Source organism: Scardovia inopinata JCM 12537 (genome assembly GCF_001042695.1).
Classification (GTDB): Bacteria; Actinomycetota; Actinomycetes; order Actinomycetales; family Bifidobacteriaceae; genus Scardovia; species Scardovia inopinata.
In genome coordinates, this window is the sequence record NZ_AP012334.1 from 863,242 (window position 1) to 882,835 (window position 19,594).

The 19,594-nt window shown below is 54.5% G+C and carries 20 protein-coding genes; 19 read left to right on the forward strand and 1 reads right to left on the reverse strand.

Translation table 11 applies throughout. From position 1 onward, the window contains the following. The first annotated feature begins 20 nt into the window (after window positions 1-20). From SCIP_RS07515 to SCIP_RS03560, 8 genes are all read left to right on the forward strand, one after another. The gene (locus tag SCIP_RS07515; RefSeq protein WP_050752371.1) at window positions 21-1,466 is read left to right on the forward strand and encodes a VG15 protein; all 1,446 of its coding nucleotides are present in this window, start codon (window positions 21-23) and stop codon (window positions 1,464-1,466) included. A gap of 215 nt (window positions 1,467-1,681) precedes the next feature. Next, window positions 1,682-1,915, forward strand: a complete 234-nt coding sequence (locus SCIP_RS03530) for a hypothetical protein (protein ID WP_040590591.1) — start codon at window positions 1,682-1,684, stop codon at window positions 1,913-1,915. A gap of 34 nt (window positions 1,916-1,949) precedes the next feature. Next, on the forward strand, window positions 1,950-3,062 hold the full coding sequence (locus SCIP_RS03535) for a hypothetical protein (protein WP_040590594.1): 1,113 nt from the start codon (window positions 1,950-1,952) through the stop codon (window positions 3,060-3,062). A 78-nt stretch (window positions 3,063-3,140) separates the two neighbouring features. After that, window positions 3,141-3,614: a hypothetical protein gene (locus SCIP_RS03540; protein WP_006293141.1), complete on the forward strand. Its 474-nt coding sequence runs from the start codon at window positions 3,141-3,143 to the stop codon at window positions 3,612-3,614. Window positions 3,615-3,643: 29 nt separating this feature from the next. Beyond that, window positions 3,644-4,480, forward strand: a complete 837-nt coding sequence (locus tag SCIP_RS08035) for a phage tail protein (RefSeq protein ID WP_006293142.1) — start codon at window positions 3,644-3,646, stop codon at window positions 4,478-4,480. Between the two features lie 10 nt (window positions 4,481-4,490). Then, window positions 4,491-5,741: a hypothetical protein gene (locus SCIP_RS07520; RefSeq protein WP_050752372.1), complete on the forward strand. Its 1,251-nt coding sequence runs from the start codon at window positions 4,491-4,493 to the stop codon at window positions 5,739-5,741. Then, entirely contained in the window at window positions 5,738-6,094 is a 357-nt protein-coding gene (locus tag SCIP_RS03555) for a hypothetical protein (RefSeq protein WP_006293144.1), read from the forward strand. The genes SCIP_RS07520 and SCIP_RS03555 overlap by 4 nt, the downstream gene beginning before the upstream one ends. A gap of 166 nt (window positions 6,095-6,260) precedes the next feature. Beyond that, on the forward strand, window positions 6,261-6,938 hold the full coding sequence (locus SCIP_RS03560) for a GH25 family lysozyme (RefSeq protein WP_231287975.1): 678 nt from the start codon (window positions 6,261-6,263) through the stop codon (window positions 6,936-6,938). Here the strand turns inward: SCIP_RS03560 and SCIP_RS08475 are convergent. Continuing rightward, window positions 6,926-7,135 (reverse strand): hypothetical protein, encoded by a 210-nt coding sequence (locus SCIP_RS08475; RefSeq protein ID WP_407695020.1) that lies wholly within the window; start codon window positions 7,133-7,135, stop codon window positions 6,926-6,928. The two genes, SCIP_RS03560 and SCIP_RS08475, sit on opposite strands and share 13 nt — an antisense overlap. 101 nt (window positions 7,136-7,236) lie before the next feature. Between SCIP_RS08475 and SCIP_RS03565 the strand changes: the two genes are divergently transcribed. The 11 genes from SCIP_RS03565 (at window position 7,237) to SCIP_RS03620 (ending at window position 19,528) form a co-directional block, all read left to right on the forward strand. Beyond that, window positions 7,237-7,524, forward strand: coding sequence for a hypothetical protein (locus SCIP_RS03565; protein ID WP_006293145.1), 288 nt, complete (start codon window positions 7,237-7,239; stop codon window positions 7,522-7,524). Window positions 7,525-7,734: 210 nt separating this feature from the next. Continuing rightward, a complete protein-coding gene (locus SCIP_RS03570) occupies window positions 7,735-7,983 on the forward strand; it encodes a hypothetical protein (RefSeq protein ID WP_006293146.1) in 249 nt (82 codons plus the stop codon). Window positions 7,984-8,124: 141 nt separating this feature from the next. Next, window positions 8,125-8,781, forward strand: coding sequence for a hypothetical protein (locus SCIP_RS03575; RefSeq protein WP_006293147.1), 657 nt, complete (start codon window positions 8,125-8,127; stop codon window positions 8,779-8,781). Continuing rightward, window positions 8,774-10,363, forward strand: a complete 1,590-nt coding sequence (locus SCIP_RS03580) for an Eco57I restriction-modification methylase domain-containing protein (RefSeq protein ID WP_040590597.1) — start codon at window positions 8,774-8,776, stop codon at window positions 10,361-10,363. Before SCIP_RS03575 ends, SCIP_RS03580 begins: the two co-directional genes overlap by 8 nt. Next, window positions 10,356-12,878 carry a GIY-YIG nuclease family protein gene (locus SCIP_RS03585; RefSeq protein WP_006293149.1) on the forward strand — a complete coding sequence of 841 codons (2,523 nt, stop codon included), beginning with the start codon at window positions 10,356-10,358 and terminating at the stop codon, window positions 12,876-12,878. The genes SCIP_RS03580 and SCIP_RS03585 overlap by 8 nt, the downstream gene beginning before the upstream one ends. 4 nt (window positions 12,879-12,882) lie before the next feature. After that, window positions 12,883-13,458, forward strand: a complete 576-nt coding sequence (locus SCIP_RS03590; protein WP_006293150.1) for a hypothetical protein — start codon at window positions 12,883-12,885, stop codon at window positions 13,456-13,458. Window positions 13,459-13,461: 3 nt separating this feature from the next. After that, the gene (locus SCIP_RS03600; RefSeq protein WP_231287978.1) at window positions 13,462-14,631 is read left to right on the forward strand and encodes a hypothetical protein; all 1,170 of its coding nucleotides are present in this window, start codon (window positions 13,462-13,464) and stop codon (window positions 14,629-14,631) included. 79 nt (window positions 14,632-14,710) lie between these two features. Then, window positions 14,711-15,337: a hypothetical protein gene (locus SCIP_RS03605; RefSeq protein WP_006293154.1), complete on the forward strand. Its 627-nt coding sequence runs from the start codon at window positions 14,711-14,713 to the stop codon at window positions 15,335-15,337. 275 nt (window positions 15,338-15,612) lie between these two features. Continuing rightward, window positions 15,613-17,040: a UTP--glucose-1-phosphate uridylyltransferase gene (locus tag SCIP_RS03610; RefSeq protein ID WP_006293157.1), complete on the forward strand. Its 1,428-nt coding sequence runs from the start codon at window positions 15,613-15,615 to the stop codon at window positions 17,038-17,040. A gap of 146 nt (window positions 17,041-17,186) precedes the next feature. Then, window positions 17,187-19,157, forward strand: coding sequence for a helix-turn-helix transcriptional regulator (locus SCIP_RS03615; RefSeq protein WP_006293158.1), 1,971 nt, complete (start codon window positions 17,187-17,189; stop codon window positions 19,155-19,157). Continuing rightward, window positions 19,157-19,528, forward strand: a complete 372-nt coding sequence (locus SCIP_RS03620; RefSeq protein ID WP_006293159.1) for a hypothetical protein — start codon at window positions 19,157-19,159, stop codon at window positions 19,526-19,528. The genes SCIP_RS03615 and SCIP_RS03620 overlap by 1 nt, the downstream gene beginning before the upstream one ends. Window positions 19,529-19,594 lie beyond the last annotated feature (66 nt).

The following is a 19,594-nucleotide window of genomic DNA, read 5'->3' on the forward strand; positions in this document are numbered from 1 at the left end:
CATGATCCTAAGGAGCGCCAATGCCGGTGACGACCAAGGATCTGAACCAGCTGAGAACGAGCCAACAGGAGGCGGTCAGGCTCGCGAGGCTTGACCTCGGAGAACTGTGGTGGGAAATCTCCGGTCTGCCGGCGGCACGACAGCGTGACATTCTGCTCGACCTCGTGCCGGCCATCATCCGCAAGCACGCCGACGCGTCTAGCACGGCCGCCGCCGACTGGTACGAACGCATGTACGCCAAACACTTCGACGATACGTTCACCGCCGAGGTCGAGAACCCCAATGACGATGAGGCCGTCAGAAAGCTGATCCGCTGGAAGGCCGGCATCCTGTGGGATTCGCCGGAGAAGAAGGCGAACCCCGACGAGCTGCTGCGTTACCTGAACAACCTCATGGACCGGGAGATCAGGAACCCCGGCCGCCAGACCATCCGCCGCAACGCACGCCGCGATCCACACCGGCCGAGGTATGCTCGCGTGCCGAACAGCCGGCAGCCATGCGCGTTCTGCATCATGCTCGCGAGCCGTGGTTACGTCTACGCGTCCGAGGACACGGCCGACTTTGGCACCAGCTTTCATGGCGGCAACTGCAAGTGTGAGATCGTCCCCGAATGGGGCAAGGGAAGCAACCGCATCGAAGGCTACGACCCCGACGAATACCTCAAAATCTATGAAACAGCGCGCAAGGTATTGGAGACCGGCGAGATACCGGACGATCTCAAGGCCGGGCTCGCGAACATCGCACCCTACCGCGAGCCCAAGCGCGGCCAAGGTTTCTACGGGCCTTACGACCCGAACAACGTGAACTCGCTCGCGTACTTCATGCGCCATATGCACCCCGACAAGGTGAGACAAGGCCACAAGCTTGCCGAAACCGGCAAGCAGAGGAAAGGCGTGGCCGGTGAGAAGATCCGTGCGTTGAAGACCATGACCCCACGTACTTCTCTCAAGGAGATCACCCACGACGAGGTGAATCCGATGTGGGACATGTGGATGAAGAAGAAGCTCGACAATGGGTACGCGCCGAACTTCTCGAAAAACCCGTGGGGCATCAACTGCCAGAGGGTCGTCCAGGCCGCCGAACTGCGCCTGCGAGGCTACGACGTGCAGGCGGTCGGTAACCACAGGAACTCCGCAGACGGCTACTACTGGAACATCGCCGACATGTGGGTGGACGAGAACGGCAACCACCGCAAGTTCACCCAAAAGCACTCCAATGCGGTGACGATCAAGGCCATGCGAGAATACCCGCCCGGCACCCGCTTCTTCGTCGCCGGCCCATGGAAGAACGGCGGCGCACATCTGGAACGCCGAGATCATCCAGAGACCCAGTGGCTGGAAATCCCTGCGCATGTACGACTACCAATCGGGCAACTTCACGGAATACGGATACTCCAACGGCAAGATTCCCGACAGCTATCCCGACGGCATCAAAGACAGGCTACTCCGTTTCCTGCGCGTGGATGACATGCAACCCACCGATAGTCTGCTCGAAGGCGGACGATCGAGCTTCAAGGACGCGCCAGCCTACGCGAAGCCATGGGTCGCAGATCCCGACACCGTGCGAAGCTGGAACGAGTGGAAACTCCAACGAGCCCACCGCGACGATACCGCATGGCGGCAGCACTCCAACGAGTACGACAACTGGGCCGAATCCACGCCACCAAGTCAGGAAGGACGGAATGACGAACAAAGTCACCAGCTACCATCAGGCACGGCAAATCGTTGAACAGGTCAACGGCGGCATACCCACCGCAGAGGAAGGGCATGAGGATGCCGAGTACTACCACGTTCCTATGGATTCTGACTTCGTCATGCTCGACGACTGCGACTGGTACGTGAACAAGAAAACTGGCAAGGCCGAACGCTTCTACAGTTCACCTGTCATGCCTGACGTCCTCGGTAATAGGCGGTAGCATGCTATGAAAGCCATAACTGACAAGGAATAGCATGGATTCCTATGGTAACATGATGTCTATGACTGGATCTTGGCTGGTTGTAGGTAATTATCAGGCCACAAGCGTTATGACCGAAACTTTGTATGATGACTTTTTTAAAGAGCAATCAATCAATAATCATGTGTATCTTATATGCTCTGCTTCTAATGTGATTATTGACAAATATGAGTCAATGGGAGCAGGTGTCAGAATTTGGTTTCATCGCTTTTCGCTAAATGGTGAAAGTATAAATAGAGATCATCTTGACATTCCTAGAGATCTCGGCTTCTCTCAAGTAAGTATTATTGATGATGGATTGTCAGTGATTGCTGACAATCTACCAATGTCAGGGTATGAGTTTCTCAATAATATATTGAAGCGTATAAGGGAGTTCCTCCTATATGCCCCTAATTGGGAAAGCTCTCATAAAATACCGAAGAAGAAAAAGAAGCTCATTAAGAAAGCCTCTGAAGCTTTCTCTCGAATTATATGTAATTATTGTGTTTTTGACATCCAGTATATTGGACAAGCATTTGGCAGCGACGATCGAGAGGTGCCACGGAGCGCGACAGAACGCCTTATTGAAGGTCATAAAACTTTTACAAAGATATTAAGCGTTTTTCAGTCAAGGCATAAAGATAAAGAAGTTCGCATACTGGAACTTGATTGCGAGGTTCAAGCTACTTCTGCCATGCTTTCTATCAATTCCATTAACGGAATGGATATCGGAGATAAAATTAAATCCAATGGCATGGCTTTTTCTAAAGATTACAAATCTAAGGTCGTAACTTTGGAAGAAGCGGGCCTAATACGATACTTTAAACCGCCCTTCAATAAAGAATTTGTAGATACATTCCTAAGTTCAACGCATGTGAAAAAATATGCAGAGTTTCTGAAAAAGTCTCGTTTTGATCATGTTGGATTCAACATTGATATATCTCAAGAATGTATGGCGATACGACGACCTGAAGACGATGTGATCATTGATCACATAAGCAGATCTTGGAATCTTGATACTAAAAAAATGGAGCGTACTTTTGGAGATGCTCCGATTGGACAATATCCAGGAGACTTGTTCTTAGGTAAGATACTAGCAACTAATTATTCCAGCACTAATTTAGTGTAATAAGAACATAAATCACCAGCCATCACGGTTTTCCGTGGTGGCTTTTCTTATGCCCGAAGATGGGCGGAAGGAGGCCGTATGGCCGAAGACAACGACGCTCGGAACACCGGCGAACAGGATTCGCCGCCGGAGGGCATCGATTGGAAGGCCCGCTACGAGGCGGAGCTCGAACGGGCGAAGTCATGGCGGGGCAAGGCCGAGGCGAACAAGAACGCCGCGGACGAGCTGGCCGCGTTGAAGGAATCCCAGTTGACGGAAACGCAGAAGCTCGAAGCGCGGGCCACCCGCGCGGAGAAGAAACTCAACGATCTGAAGACCGCCCAGCAGCGTCTCACATGGCGCGACGAAGTCGCCCGGAAGACCGGCGTCCCAGTCGATCTGCTGCGTGGCGAGACGGCCGAGGAGATCAACGCCCACGCCCAGGCCATCAAGACCTACATGGCCGCGCAGGTCAAGCCGTCCGCGGCGAAGGTCGCGGATCCGGCAGGCACGCCAGACGCTGCGGCGAACCCGAACGTCGGGCTGCTCAAGCAGCTGTTCGGCGGCAAGTAAACATCAACCCACAGTAAGGAAAACGATTTATGGTTTTGCAGACCAATCAGGTGACGCTGCCCACGTCCGTGAGCCTCGCGGTGGTGGGCAAGGCGCATGACACCTCCACGATTGCCACCCTGAGCCCGGCGGACAAGCTCGGATTCATGGATGACAAGCAACAACTGCTCGCCGAAACCAAGGCCGAGCTCAAACGTCGCAGCACGCCCACGGTCAGCTACGAGGCCGACGTGCTTACCCTCGCCAAGGCCGGCATGGACACCGCCGGCGTCGCGTTGGGCGACCGCGTGCTGCTCGTGGATACCACCTTCACCCCGGACCTCAGGCTCGCGGGCCGTGTGCTCCAACTGGAGGAGGACCTGCTCGACCCGGCGCTGACGGTCATCACCATCGGCAATATCATCGAACGGTTCACCGCCTCAAGCCACAGCGCCGAGCAACGCCTCGACCGGGTGATTGCCGGCACCGCCACATGGCAGAGCACCAGCCAACAGGTCACGCAGAACGCATCCAAATGGGATCAAGTCGCCCAGACCGTCGTGGACAACAGCGACAAGTGGAACACCGCCGCTGCCACCCTCGAACAGAAATCCGCCAGCTGGGACAACACCAGCGCAACTCTCGCCAACAAGCAGCCTACGTGGGACACGACGGCGGAGACCGTCACCGCGAAATCCGGGATGTGGGACGATGCGGCCGTAATCGCCGCCAACCACGCCCAAGCCATCCGCCAATCCACTAGCGGCGTCACTCTCCATTACGAAAATCTCGCCATCACCTTGGGTGATTCAATCAGCATCACCGACGCCACGGGCACGTGGACGTTCACGGACGGCGCGTTCGTCAAACAGGACACTACCGAGTAAGGAAGCCATCTTGGCACGCTATGAAATCGAGAAGTACCGGACCATCGAGACCACGCTCGACCTCGCCAACGACTACACGCCCGCCATCCGTCTGAACGCCGGGGACACGGATGGGCGCATCCTCAAATTCAACATCACCGACGGCGGCAACGACGTGGACGACCTCAACGGCCTGCCCGCGAAGCTCACATGGAATCGCGACCCCACCGACCCGAACAGCGGCGGCGGCTTCACCGATATGACGAAAACCGCCGGCACCGATAACGCGACCGGCGTCTACAAAGTCAGCTTCACCGCGCCCGTGCCACGTGCCCTGCTACAGGATGCCGACTGGCACGTGATCGCCAGCCGCAATATCCCCGTCATCATCGAACCTGCCCGCATCAATGCCAAGGCTTCGGAGATCGCGGATCCGTTGAGGGATCTGCATGACACCATTGACGAGGCCAAACAGATGATTGCCGAGGCGAGCATCGATATCGGCACCGTTTCCACTCTTGCGCCATCCAAGAAAGCGACCGGAGCGTTGACCGGTACCGGTGTGAAGCGCAAGCTCAACCTCGGCATCCCGCGCGGATCCAAGATCAGCAGCGTGACCGTCACGGCGCTCGACACCGCCACCCCGACCGTGAGCACCGGCACCGACTCGAATGGAGACACCACCATCACACTCGGATTGCCGCGCGGAAAGCAAGGCGAGAAGGGCGAGAAGGGAGACCCTGGCGATGCCGGCGGTCTTGCAACGGCTGATAAGGCAGGCATCGTCAGGCCGGGGCCTGATTTCAGCATATATTCCGATGGCGTTTTGTATTTGAAGGATAACGCCCGTTCGTACTCGCAGATGGGGCTTTACGCATCGCCGTTCGATGTCGGCACGTTGATTGTTTACAGAGGTATGGGCATCTTCTATGATCCGATAATCACGCTCTCGCCCAATCCGGGATATCGGAGTGCGACTAGTATTGAGGGGCCGGTGGAGATTCAAGTGCTGCCGGACACCTTTGAGTTCTCACCTATAGACACCCGTGTCGTCAGATTCGTCACAATGATGTTGGTTTCCTCTCGGGGACTTACGGATGGTGTTTCTCGGGTTGGTGTCAAGGCCACACCTGTCAAAGGTACCGGCAACGTCTCTCTTGAGTTCTTCGACAGTCTGGAAGCGGCGACCCCCTACACCTTGTATGTGGATACGGGTTCTAGCGGTCCCAACGTCTGCTCTCCGTCATTCACGTTCCGTGTCGAGGGCGCAGCAAGGAAATGAATCTTTCAACTACGCATCCGCTGATTCTCATCCTGTGCACGGTCATCGGCAGCTGCGTCGTCACCAGCATCGTCTCGTGGCTGCTACGCCGCATCGACCAACGCAGGAACCTCGAACAGGCCATCGCCGAATCCGCGACCATCCGCCGGCTCGAACTGGAGATCTACCGGCAAAGCCTGTTCCTACCCACCACGAGCCGCATGCAGCACGAACACCAGCTCGAAGCCGGCAAGGCGTACGCGGAACGCGGCGGCAACGGACCCGGCCACGTGCGCTGCCAGCAACTCGAAGACGACTACCGGCACCGGCTCGACACCGACGACTGGAACTACCAGCCACACACCCATAACTGAAGAACAACAGAACAGACCGATCAGTCACAACCGGAAAGCCCCATGCGACGCCACTCGCAATGGGGCTTTCCTCATAAGAGAGGACAAAGGCATGTCCAGAATCAGACACCGACTACTCGCGGCCACGACACTGCTACTCGCCATGCTCACCGTCACGCCCAGCGCTATGGCCGACATGCATGGAATCGACGTGAGCGGCTGGCAGTCTCCGACCGTCACCTGCACCGCCGACTACGACTTCGCCGTGGTCAAGGCCACGCAAGGCACCGGCTTCACCAACGGGTACATGACCAGCCAGGACAACTGCGTGCGACAACGAGGCAAGAGCCTCGGCTTCTACCACTACGCCGGCGGCGGCAACGTGACCGCCGAAGCCGACTACTTCGTCAACACCGTGCGCCCCTACATCGGCCGAGCGGTCCTCGTGCTCGATTGGGAGGGCTACCAGAACGCCGCATGGGGCAACTCCAACTGGGTGCGCGCCTTCGTCAACCACGTCCACGCGAGGACCGACGTATGTCCGCTCGTCTACACGTCCGCCGCCTACCTGTACCAGATCCCGGCCGACGTGCGCAGCCACTGCGGCCTATGGGTCGCGCAGTACGCCAACAACAACGCGACCGGGTACCAGACGAGACCGTGGAACTATGGGCGCTACGGCGAGGCCATGCGCCAGTACACCAGCAACGGCCGCATCCCTGGATACGCCGGCCCATTGGATCTGAACTACTTCCGCGGTACCACCGCACAGTGGAACAAGAACGCCAACCCCGGCAACACCACCGTCACGCCCACGCCGGCACCGACGCCGCAGCCTCAGCTCGCACCGGACTATGGCCCGTGACCGCATGAAGCGTGCCATCCGGCGATATCAACCGTATCTGGCCCGGCCAGACCGTCACCTACCGAGGAGGCGGCACGCGGATCCACGTCGTCAGGAGCGGTGAGACGCTGAGCGGCATCTTCGGCGCGTCCGGCTGGCAGCGCGTCGCCCAACTCAACGGGCTGAGGAACCCGAACCTCATCTATCCCGGACAGCAACTGCGCTACTAGACGGCCGCTGAACCGTCCCTGCGGCCTTCGGCATACCGCCGAAGGCCGCGCTTCCCATATCTGAAACTAACCAACCAAGGAGAACATTTATGGATATTTCCGCAACAACCACCCTCGCAGCCGGTATCGTCGCTCTCGTTGCGCCCGCGCTCGTACAGGCGTTCAAGAAGTACATCCCCGCCGACTACGTGGGCCTGACGTCCCTCGGCGTGAGTATCCTGCTCGGCGTTCTCGCCATCGCCGCCACCAACGGCTTCCACGGCTACGGATGGGGCATCGTCCTCACCGGCGTCATCGGCGTCGCACAGGCCGTCTACACGCTTGTCAACCAAGCGTTCAGCGGCAAGCTGAGCAAAGATGCCAAAACCAACGAATGATGTCGAGGTAGGAGTGTATTCGCGGGCGTGCGCGCATGCTCATATGTACGTACGGGCATAACGCACGTACGCCTGTGGGTGCGCGCGATTTACCACTGATTCCAACGTTTCGCACCTTTGCCAAAAGTTGCGAAGTGGGTATAGCCTGCAAGCGAAGCTTCGACAAACCGATCGGGAAAGGCATCAACAATCAATAGCGAAAGGACGACTATGAACGAGACGTTTCGTCTTAATGTTCTTCTTCCCTCAGGCGAGGAAATCGACACTGGAGGTGGACTGTTGGAATTGAGCGGGGTGCTGCCGCCGATTGGAGCGGGATTCTATTGGCGCGACAAGTTCTACCGCGTGAAGGACGTGTTCTTCAATTCGGACAACAGTCCCGATCTGGGCTGGTGGATCGCTCTTGAGGATTCATCGGACGACCCGCGCAAGGCCATCAACTCGACTTACTACCGCTGACGGTGTTCGGGCGCCTGATCCAGTAAGAGCGTAATCGCTTACGGCACTCGTCGCCTTTATGGGCGTCGGGTGCCGGCTTTTTCTGTATTTCCCGGAAACATCCCGTTCGGCTCGTAGTATGGAACTTCAAGGAGGTTTCCAGTGGCAGCACAGGTCAAGTCGAAACAGCGCGTCGGAGAGCACGGTGAGGTCTTTACCAACGAGCGCGAGGTCAACGCCATGCTCGACATGGTCAAACAGGAGACCGAACGCATCGACAGCCGTTTCCTCGAACCGGCGTGCGGCGACGGCAACTTCCTGTCCGAAGTCCTGCGCCGCAAACTCGCCGTGGTCGGCGAACGCTACGGCAAGAGCCAGCTGGAGTACGAGCGATACACATTCGTGGCGGTGTCGTCCATCTACGGCGTGGACATCATGGCGGACAACGTGGAGGAATGCCGCGAGCGACTGTTCGGCATCGTCAAGGACGAGTACGAGCAGCACTTCAGGAATGGCTGCCGCCCCGAGGTGTTGGATTCGATCCGCTACCTGCTGTCGAAGAACATCCTGTGCGGCGACGCGCTGACCCTGACCGACAGCGAAGGCGAGCCGATCGTGTTCCCGGAGTGGTCGCTGGTGATGGGCAGCAAGGTTAAGCGCCGCGACTTCACGTTCGCCGCGTTGCTGAACGTTTCGACACAGGAGCCGACGTTCGACATGTTGGACGAGATCGACGAGGACGAGATGGGCAAGGTCATCCCGAAACCGATCAGGGAATACCCGTTGACGAGTTTCCTGGAGGTAGCCAAATATGAGTAGCCGACTGGATCTCGGCAACAAGTCCTATAACCCGGACGTGCTGTCGTGTCTGGCGAACCTGTCCAACGACGAGGTGTTCACCTCGCCGCAGCTTGCCAACAAGGTGCTGGATCTGTTGCCTGAGGAGATCTGGACGGACAGTTCGATCACGTTCCTTGACCCGTTCACCAAGACCGGCGTGTTCCTGCGTGAGATCACCAAGCGTCTGCTGATCGGCTTGGAGCCGGAGTTCCCGGATCTTCAGGACCGCATCAACCACATCCTGAACTATCAGGTGTGGGGCATCGCCATCACCGAGCTGACTGCGCTGCTGTCACGCCGCACGCTGTACTGCTCGAAGAAGGCCAACAGCAAGTACTCCATTGACTCACTGTTCGACAATCCAGACGGGCACATCCATTACAAGGCTATCGAGCATCTCTGGGACGGCAAGAATTGTGTCTACTGCGGCGCCAGTAAGCAACAGTATGACCGCAGCAGCACCCTGGAAAGCTACACGTACGAATTCATCCACACCTTCCACCCGGAAAGGATCCTCAAGAACATGCAGTTCGATGTCATCGTCGGCAATCCTCCGTACCAGCTCAGTGATGGTGGCGCCGGAGCAAGCGCCGTTCCTATCTACCAAAAATTTGTCGAGCAGGCAAAAAAGATGAATCCCCGATTCCTCTCGATGATTATCCCATCCCGATGGTTCGGCGGAGGGCGGGGATTGGATCTCTTCCGTCACGATATGCTTCATGACGATCAAATTCGGATACTGCACGATTTCTCTGACGCAAGTCAGTGTTTCCCCGGTCAGGAGATTAAGGGTGGTGTCTGTTATTTCCTTTGGGAGAGGGACACTCATGGCGACTGCAAGATCTATTCGCATATTGGGGATGATGTAATTCGCAGCACGCGTCCTTTGCTGGAAAAGGGAATGGAGACATTCATCCGAGACTCACGCGCTATAGCAATCTTGGACAAAGTGAAGGCCATGAATGAGAGCCCAATGTCGGCATCTTTGAATGCAGGCCGTTACTTTGGATTCCATACAAGAGTTAAATGGGATAAGGATGGCCGTTTCGGAACGTTGCAAACGGCAGATGGTAAGGGTGAGTACTCCATCTCGAAAATCAAAGACGCAGGGCATCCCATTAAGGTTTATATCGCTCACGGCGAGTGCTGGATCGCAGAAAAGTACGTAACCCGCAACACATCCGACATTCGCAGGTATAAAGTACTGATTCCGAGATCTGGGAATCCTGGTAGCACCATTATCGGCAAGCCGAAGATTAGTGAGCCGGGCAGCTGTAGTTCAAACACTTATGTCGTTTTCTTCCCGGCCTCCGATTCGGAATCTGCTGCGGTTAATGCAGCAGATTATCTTCGTACGAAGTTTGTGCGGTACCTGATTTCACTAAGGACATCTACTCAGGACATGGCACCTCGTGCATATGAGTTTGTGCCAACGCCCGATGTATCACGACATTGGTCAGATGCCGAACTGTTTGACAAGTATGGCTTGACCGATGAAGAGAGGAAACTAATCGACGAATCCATTCCGTCGATGCAGATGGAGGATGACGGCAATGCCTGACAACTTCTTCCCACAGCGCCTTGCCCTCACACCGACTATCTATGCCTACGCGATTGACGATGCTGACCATCAAGGTCAGCTGAAAGTCGGATACACGGATCGTGATGCGCGCACCCGCATCCTTGAGCAGACGAAGACCGCTCAGGTGAACTTCCGTATCGTGCTGGAGGAAAGCGCGATGCGTGATGACGGTTCCGCGTTCGACGACCATCCCGTACACAAACTGCTTGAGCAGAATTTCACTCGTACGGGTGGCGAGTGGTTCCGCTGTTCGGTCAAGGACGTGAGGAACGCCGTCGAGGCGGTCCGTGAGCGTCGTGATTCGATGACGCAGCGTACGCAGAGCTTCGGCATGCGCCCGGAGCAGCGTGCGGCCGTGGAGAAGACGCGGGCGTATTTCGCGCAGTTCGAGAAGGACAATCCCGGCAAACCGCCTCGCTTCCTGTGGAACGCGAAGATGCGCTTCGGCAAGACGTTCACCAGCTACGAGTTCGCCAAGGCGCAAGGCTATAAGCGTGTGCTGGTGCTGACATTCAAGCCGGCCGTGGAGAACTCGTGGCGCGAGGATCTAGAGTCACACAAGGACTTCGAGGGATGGCAGTTCATCTCCCGTGAGACCATGCTCGAAGAAGGCGGTCTGGACTACGAGCATGCGGACAAGACCCGGCCCATCGTGTGCTTCGGCTCGTTCCAGGACTACTTGGGCAAGAACGATATGGGTGGCATCAAGGCCCGCAACGAGTGGGTGCACGAGGTCAACTGGGATCTGGTCATCTTCGACGAATACCACTTCGGCGCGTGGCGAGACAGCGCCCGCGAACTCTTCGAGGAAGAGGACAAACGCGAGCAGAACGACAACATGAACTCGGTCGCCCAGATCATCGACGAGAGCTTCGAGCAGGGCGACACGGACTTCCTGCCCATCACCACGGGCGCGTACCTGTTCCTGTCGGGCACGCCGTTCCGTGCCATCGCCAACGGCGAGTTCATCGAGGAGCAGATCTTCAACTGGACGTACTCCGACGAGCAGCGCGCCAAGGAACGCTGGAAGCCGGCGGATGGCAAGAACCCGTATGAATCCTTGCCGCGTATGGTGTTGATGACGTACCAGATGCCCGACCAGATCCGCGAGATCGCGTCAGGCGGCGAGTTCGATGAGTTCGACCTCAACGAGTTCTTCGCCGCGAAGGGCGATGGCGAGGACGCCGAGTTCAAGCACCCGAACGAGGTGCAGAAGTGGCTCGACCTGCTGCGTGGCGGGTTCGCCGAGACCACGGTGGACATGCTGAAGATGGGCGCGAAGAAACCGCCCATGCCGTACTCGGACTCCCGTCTGAAGAACATCCTGACGCACACGTTCTGGTTCATGCCGTCCGTTGCGTCCTGTCACGCGATGGCGAACATGCTGGCGCAGCGGCAGAACGTGTTCTACCACGACTACACGGTGAACGTGTGCGCCGGTGCGGGAGCGGGCATCGGTTTGGAGGCATTGGGGCCGGTGCGCGCGTCGATGGCGGATCCGCTGGAGTCGAAGACCATCACCCTGTCGTGCGGCAAGCTGACCACGGGCGTGACGGTCAAGCCGTGGACCGGCATCCTCATGCTGCGCAACCTGAAGAGCCCGGAGACGTATTTCCAGGCGGCGTTCCGCGTGCAGTCGCCGTGGACCATCGACAACCCGGACGGGCTGCATCCCAACGAGACCGCGATCCTCAAGCGCGAATGCTACGTGTTCGACTTCGCGCCGACCCGTGCCCTGCGGCAGATCGCGGACTACAGCTGCTCGCTGCATCCCGACCAGTCGATCTCGCCGGAGCAGAGCGTGGGCGAGTTCATCCACTTCCTGCCGGTGCTCGCCTACGACGGCAGCAGCATGAAGCAGGTCAACGCCACCGACGTGCTCGACATCGCATCCTCCGGCACCTCGGCCACGCTGCTGGCGAAGCGCTGGGAGAGCGCGCTGCTCGTGAACGTGGACGACCTGACCCTGCGCAATCTGATGAACAATCAGCGGGCGATGGACGCGCTCATGAGCATCGAGGGCTTCCGCAGCCTGAACGACGACTTGGAGAAGATCATCAACAAGTCCGAACAGATCAAGGAGATGAAAAGCAAGGACGAGAAACCCACCAAGGAGGAGAAGAAGGAGCTGCGCGACGCGGAGAAGGAGACCAAGAGCCTTCGCAAGCAGGTGCAGGAGAAGCTCATTAAGTTCGCCACGCGCATCCCGATCTTCATGTACCTGACGGACTACCGCGAGCAGACGCTGAAGGACGTCATCACGAAGCTGGAACCGGAACTGTTCAAGAAGGTCGCGGGACTGACCAAGGGCGACTTCGAGCTGCTGCTGAGCCTGAACGTGTTCAACCCGGCGCGCATGAACGACGCCGTGTACAAGTTCAAGCGCTACGAGGACGACAGCCTCTCGTACGCCGGCATCGACAAGCACGAGCAGGATGCGCAGGTCGGCCTGTTCGACACCGCCATCCCGGCGCAAGAGTTCGAGGAGATGTGAACGGGTGGGCTTGATTATTGCAGATCTGAACTTGTTGTTTTCGCAAAGCTGGTGGTCCGGTGTGAGCGTGCTTCTCGGCGCGCTGCTTGGCGCTTGCGCTTCCGTTATCGTCAGCCTTGCACAAGGTCATCGGGAGAAAAAGCGAATCCGACATGAATACTATGTCAATCAGAACGATAAGCTGATTATGGATTTCGCTGCTTTCATTCGTCTGTGCTTGGCCCATAATGATGCTGTGCGTGAGGCAATTGCTGCAAAGAGTCGATATGAAGACAACAAACGCATGTATGATGACCGCTTGGTAAATCAGGATGTTCGCATCGCATTTGAGAATCGAGAACGGGAGGCCGACGCCATGCTGCTTGACTTGCAGGAGAGCTATTCACGTTTGATTATGCGCTTTCCTGAACTCAAAGATGATGCTTGGGCATTATTGACGAATCTTCCTGATAGAAGTGACGAATCAATGGAAGAATGGAGAAAGTGTCTGTCTGCTTTTCGTACGAATGTGACTCGATTGTATGCGAGGAATGAGAAGAAAAGTTTGCTTACTTGGTTTCAGAAGATCAAAAGGGGATGAACCATGGCATCTAGCAGTACGCTTTCGTGGATGGAGAAGGACCCATTCATTAAGTTGTTTAACCGTGGCGGATATGTCTTGGACTTCAATGATTTTCGCTTTGATGCTTTTACGCAGGAAAGTGTCGGAGTTCCCTTATTGACAAGATACGGCCTTTCCAAGGGCAAGTCTTTGGAAAAATTTGCGAATGAGGCGCCTCGTAATGTTGTAATGAAGTTGTTTTCTGACTTGATGGATTATTACGAGTATGATTTCATCCAACAAGATGACAATGACGCCGATTACCAAAGGCTATATAAGCGCTGCAAAAAGATACTTTCATCGACAGCAGTACAGGGCGGCAGCAAGGAGGCGGGCATGTTCTTTAACGTTATTATCCGACTAGACGAATCTCAGGCAATGCCTTCCGATCGTATGTTTGAGGGAACAGATCCGCGAATCGCTGCAAGATTTAGAAACTACGACGGTTCTCCCAACTTTGATCTCCTGCGCACGCTTCCCACTATTGCGGTACGCGAGTTTTATCAAGATGAAAGCGCCGTCGCCAGATTGGGGTATCTCGGTTCGGATCCAGCACACCAGTTAAGTGAGATTATCGAGACATTTCCGGCGGCAAAATTAAACGATATTCTTCCTAGGAGTGGCTGGCTGGGATCTCGTACTCGTTGGATGGTGTTTGCCGGCGACCCTTATCGTCTGATAGGAAATATGCAGGAAAACTATCAGGCTATTCAGAACCCGGCAGTAGTCCAGTTCCCACAAGTTTCTATTGAAGACAAGCAAATTGCGGTTATGATGCCTTTCAATAGCAGCTATATGACGCCAGATGACGACCCCGTATACAGGGCAATCAAGGCGGCCGGGGAGCAGTTGGGCTACTCATGCGTTAGGGCTGATGAAATTCACACCCCGACTGACATCAAGGATGATATTTTCAAGTTGATTGAAGGCTCGAAGATTATTATCGCAGATTTAAGCGGCGGAAATCGTAATGTCTACTATGAAATGGGACTGGCCCACGCTCGCGGTCGAATTGTCATCCCAATATCCAGTGACAGCGGAACCCTCCCTTTCGATATAGGGCATATTCGGACGGTGCTTTTCCATAGAAGCACTCATGGCATGGAAGGCCTCACTCACGATCTTGTGCAATCCTTGAAAGCTATCGGCTGAGCCAACGGTCAATAATAGAGAACTCTCACATCGTGAATGATTAGATCCCAGTAATCCTTGTTAAAGAAGGGGATTCCTAATGCAGCCGAAGCAAGGTTCTGAACGATTTGTCCTCAATAAGGACAGTAGCAGTGGTATGGCTATTGTCCATAGAATTGATTGTGGTGCCATTCGGCACCAAGTTGAGCAAGATGTGCGAGAAGAGCTTCCCCGTCAGGACTTTATCGAAATTGGTCAGGATTCCACTGGTGTATCGCTGTATCGTGAATCCACTCGATGGGACACTTTCCGGTATGAGGCCTCATATGTCACACGAGACGAACTGGCACAGACCGGTCTGAGATATCGTCCCTGTAAGATATGCAATCCTGACCTTCCGTCACGTAGCCAAGTGAAGTCGATAAGCATTCATGCTGTGGATCTTAAGTCTCACCACTTGGGGAAGTTCTTCTTCGGATGGGGTATCTTGGAGCGCTTTGTCATCACTTGTCAGTTGGACAAGGATGAACGGCCGGAAGTGTTCATAGACGCATACTTCGATAAAGAGACTTCGCATCGGTTCCAGCCAGACGATGTGCTTGAATATCCGAGACAAATCAGGACAAAAACTAATGAAGAACCTGTTCCTCAGTCATCCGACCATCCGGCCGTTGGAGAAGCGTGTCTGAATCGTGTCTGTGGCTCAGACACGATTCAGACACAATGACCCTTGAGAACGGCGAAATCAGCGGCAATTGACGAATCTCACGAAGATGATAGAATTGGCGTCATTGTAGCGGAAACGCAACTGACGAAGCTCACAGGAATCGACGAAGCGGCCTTTCAAAAGGTCAAGGGGTCGCGGGTTCAAATCTCGCTGGCCCGACTAGGATATCCTCGCATTACGAAAACATAGGATGCGACATGGGGGTCGTACCAATTTTGCCTATCTTCCTATTTTCCGTTAAGATTGTGGTGACTTGTTCCTTATGAAAGGCAACTATGACTGAAAAATCCTTGGAAGCCTGCATCGAGAAAATGCGCAGTTTCGATATGGGCGAATCTGCCATTGGCCAATTTACTCGTTTGTACCAGTCCTGGCAGACGGATGAATCCGAGTGGATCCGTGAATCTGATGTGGAGCCGCTCCAAGGGATTAAACATATTGGTGATATTCATGAAACTATCAATCATCGGGTAGCCAGCAGGGCCCTGTCCAAAACAGCTATGCTCAAGCTCAATGGCGGGTTGGGAACGTCCATGGGTTTGCAGGGGCCAAAATCTCTTCTCCCTGTGCGCCGTCATAAAGCCCGGCAGATGAACTTTCTTGATATCATTCTGGGTCAGGTAACTACTGTTCGCCAGCAACAGGGAGTCAAGCTTCCCCTCACCTTCATGAATTCGTATCGGACTTCCAAGGATTCCATTACCAGAATCAGACGCAACAGGAACTTCCATCAGGATGAGATTCCCCTGGAAATTCTTCAAAACCGGGAGCCCAAGATAGAAATGTCAACAGGACTGCCGGTGTCATATCCCAGTAACCCGGATCTGGAGTGGTGTCCTCCGGGTCATGGTGATGTTTTTACCGCCCTGTGGGAATCTGGACTCTTGGATATTCTGCAGGCAGAAGGAATGGAATATCTTTTCATTTCCAACTCCGATAATTTGGGCGCCAGGCCTTCTAGCACGGTGTCAGGGGCCTTTGCCCAATCAGGTGCGACCTTTATGGTGGAAGTAGCCCGCAAGACTGACGCCGACCGGAAGGGAGGACAGATTGTCCGCAACAAGAAAACCGGTTGCCTCATGTTGAGGGAAATGACTCAGGTTCACCCTGATGACAAAGATCAAGCTACCGATGTGAAGGTACATCCTTATTTCAATACCAACAACATATGGGTTCGAATCAGTGCTTTGAAGAAGATGCTAAAAAAGCGCAAGGGAGTTCTCCCTCTTCCTGTGATTCGCAATATGAAAACCGTCAACCCCACAGATTCATCCACAAAAAGTGTGATCCAGCTGGAAACTGCCATGGGGGCCGCTATTTCCCTCTTTGAGGATGCAGTCTGTGTGGAAGTCAGCAGATCTCGTTTCCTACCGGTCAAGACCACGAATGATTTGCTGATTCTGCGCTCTGACCGCTTCCATTTGACTGATGCTTTTGAGATGGAAGATGGGAATTATATTTTCCCTGATGTTAACCTCGATACCCGTTTTTACAAGAATATCGAAGATTTTGATGAGCGCTTCCCCTATTCAGTACCTTCGCTGGCAGCAGCCAATTCGCTGACCATTGAAGGAGACTGGACATTCGGCAAAGATGTCCATTGCTTCGCCGATGCTCACCTGTCTGATATGGGACGGCCCTCCTACGTTCCCAACGGGAGTTTTGTAGGCAGCCAGGGAATTGAACCTGACTCCTGGCAATAAAACTAAGCTGAGAGGGAATTTTCATTAAATGTGTGTTTTGTGAAAAAACATACTAAACTAGAGTAGGTATGCCACAAGCAAGGCTGACAGGTATACCTAGGCAGTAACAAGTTAAGAACGAACAGAAAGAAACAACACGAGGACTTATGGCTGAAGGATCAACGAACGGCAGGCGTCGATTTTCCGATAAATGGGGAAAGCATGAATTGGACGTGCTAGCCGTATTATCGTCGGCTTTTCCCCAGTGGCTCACCTCACGCCAGATTGCACAGCGCGTCAAGGCGTACGCCGATTCATACGGTGAGCTGGCAGATCAGGCAGCCAAGGCAGCTTTTGCCAAGCAATTTCAGCGGGATCGGGCTAAACTGACAGCCATGGGCATTGCTATTGAATCTCGTCAGCCCGAATACTCATCTAAATCAGAAGGTCAGGATTTTGCCTCCTACCGCCTCCAGCTTGGTGATGAACCCCGTATCATGACTCAGTTCAAGCCAGAGGATATGCCCCTGCTGGCTGCAGCAAATTATCTGGCCAGATCTGTATCTGCAAACGAACAGGAAAACATGCTCAGGGCTAAGGAAAGCCAGCATAAATCCCGCAGCACCCCTCGTTTGGCTCAGACTCCTACACCAGGTTTGGGCTTGGACTCCATTGCTCCCGGTCTGGGAACCCAGAAAATTCCTGAAGTGCTGACTAATATTGTTGATTCCCGCCGTTTTGCTGCAACAGTAGAATTTGAGGGCGAGAACATTAATGTCGCCTATACTGATTCTGACGATTTAGCCTCCTATATGCTGGATCATCCCGGCTCTCTGATCATTGAACCTATAGAAGCCCGTGAGGCATACAAGAGGCGGTTGAATGCCGCAAAAGCATTTGAACCGGCTGATCTGACGATGACGGATGCAGCCATTCCCGCCTCTCAAGTTGAAGTCATTCCCACTACAGAGCTCCTGAAAGATGATGATGAGCTGCCCAAGAAACAGCCAACAGTACAGACCGGGACTGAAGTAGACCGCCGTCTGCATCTCATGCTTTTCCTATCTGCCCATCTGGGGGAGGAGTATTCTTTATCTGAACTGGCGGAGCGCTTTATTGGTCATCCCAAGTCACCTGAGGAAGAGCGCCGCTATATCAATACCATTCGCAAAGATATAGGCACCCTAACCACAGTGTCTGACGACGGGGAAGTGGCAGGAAGTCAGTTCTTTGAAATTGATTGGCCGCTTTTAGAAGATGAAGGCATTGTCAGCGCCACAAATTCTTTGGGGCTGGAACGTCTGGCCGGAGTTTCTCCTCAGTACATGAGTATGCTGACTGCTTCAGTAAGCTACCTGGCTCACTCTCCTTTGATGCCTGATATTGACAGGAAGCAGGCTATTGATCTTTATAATCGACTGCATAACTATTCCAAGCCTGGTCAGACTCCCTGGCTGAGTCTGACTGGCTTTGAGCTCGCTCCGGCTAGTTTCCCCGTGGTCAAACATGCCATTGAGCATGATCAGCTCCTAGATATGGAATATACGGATGGATCTGGCCGCACCCGCCGTCGTTTGGTAGCTCCTGCCAAAGTTTTTGTAGATGAGGGTGTTTATTATCTGGCTGCCTGGACCGATGTGAGTGATAAAGACCGGAAGGAACCACCAACTAATCCTGTACCTCAGGAAGAAAATCCGGAACCACCCCATAAGCGGCGCAATTCTCAATCTTTCCACTGGCAGACCCTCCGTCTATCCCGAATCGGAAATGTGCAGGCTGTTGAGCCCAGCCACCATATTGCTATCCCTGAAGTTCCCCTGTCGGAGCTCAGGGAATGGAATTTTGAGAATGGTACTGAAGCTGTTTTCATTACCAACCAAAAAGGTATGCCTTTTATAAAGAATCTTCCCGGGGCAACTGTTGATGATTACGAAGACGGGCAGAAGGTCCACCTTATCATCTCGTCTGATTCCTGGTTCGTAGCCTTCTGCATTGCCCATGCCCGCCACATCACATCGGTTGGGCCCGAAACCCTGAGGTCTATGATCGTGGCAAGAGCAGACAGGGAACTGACCCATATTGAGCAGCAAGAAGAAGCGGATGCTAAGCGCAGCGAGCATCGTAGAAGGAGGCGCTGATGCCAGGTTGGGGTTGGGTAATTCTCGTTCTTGCCGCTGTAATCATTTTTATTCTGGGACTAGTTTTTGCCCTTCTTCATTTCAAGAAAGCCATGACCACTGTCTCGGGAACGGCATCTGCCATCAGCAAGAGAATTTCTGCCATGCAAGAGGACAGCAGAGACCTGGCTCAGCGCGATATGACCCCTTCGTTTACCAAGCCCATAGGACAGACTGCTCAGGCATATTCACGAGCTCACAGTGACATTATTGCCCGTCGGGACAGGCGTCGCAGCAGACATCACGAGACCTGGAAAGCTTGGGCACAGACCGATCAGAAGCATATTGATCAGCTGGCAGAACAACTTAATATTACTGAGGATGAGGATTAAACCTGTAGGAGACCTAAGCAGAGTGTAGATCTGGTTTTTCTCTCCACCCGCTTATAAGGAGGTCTC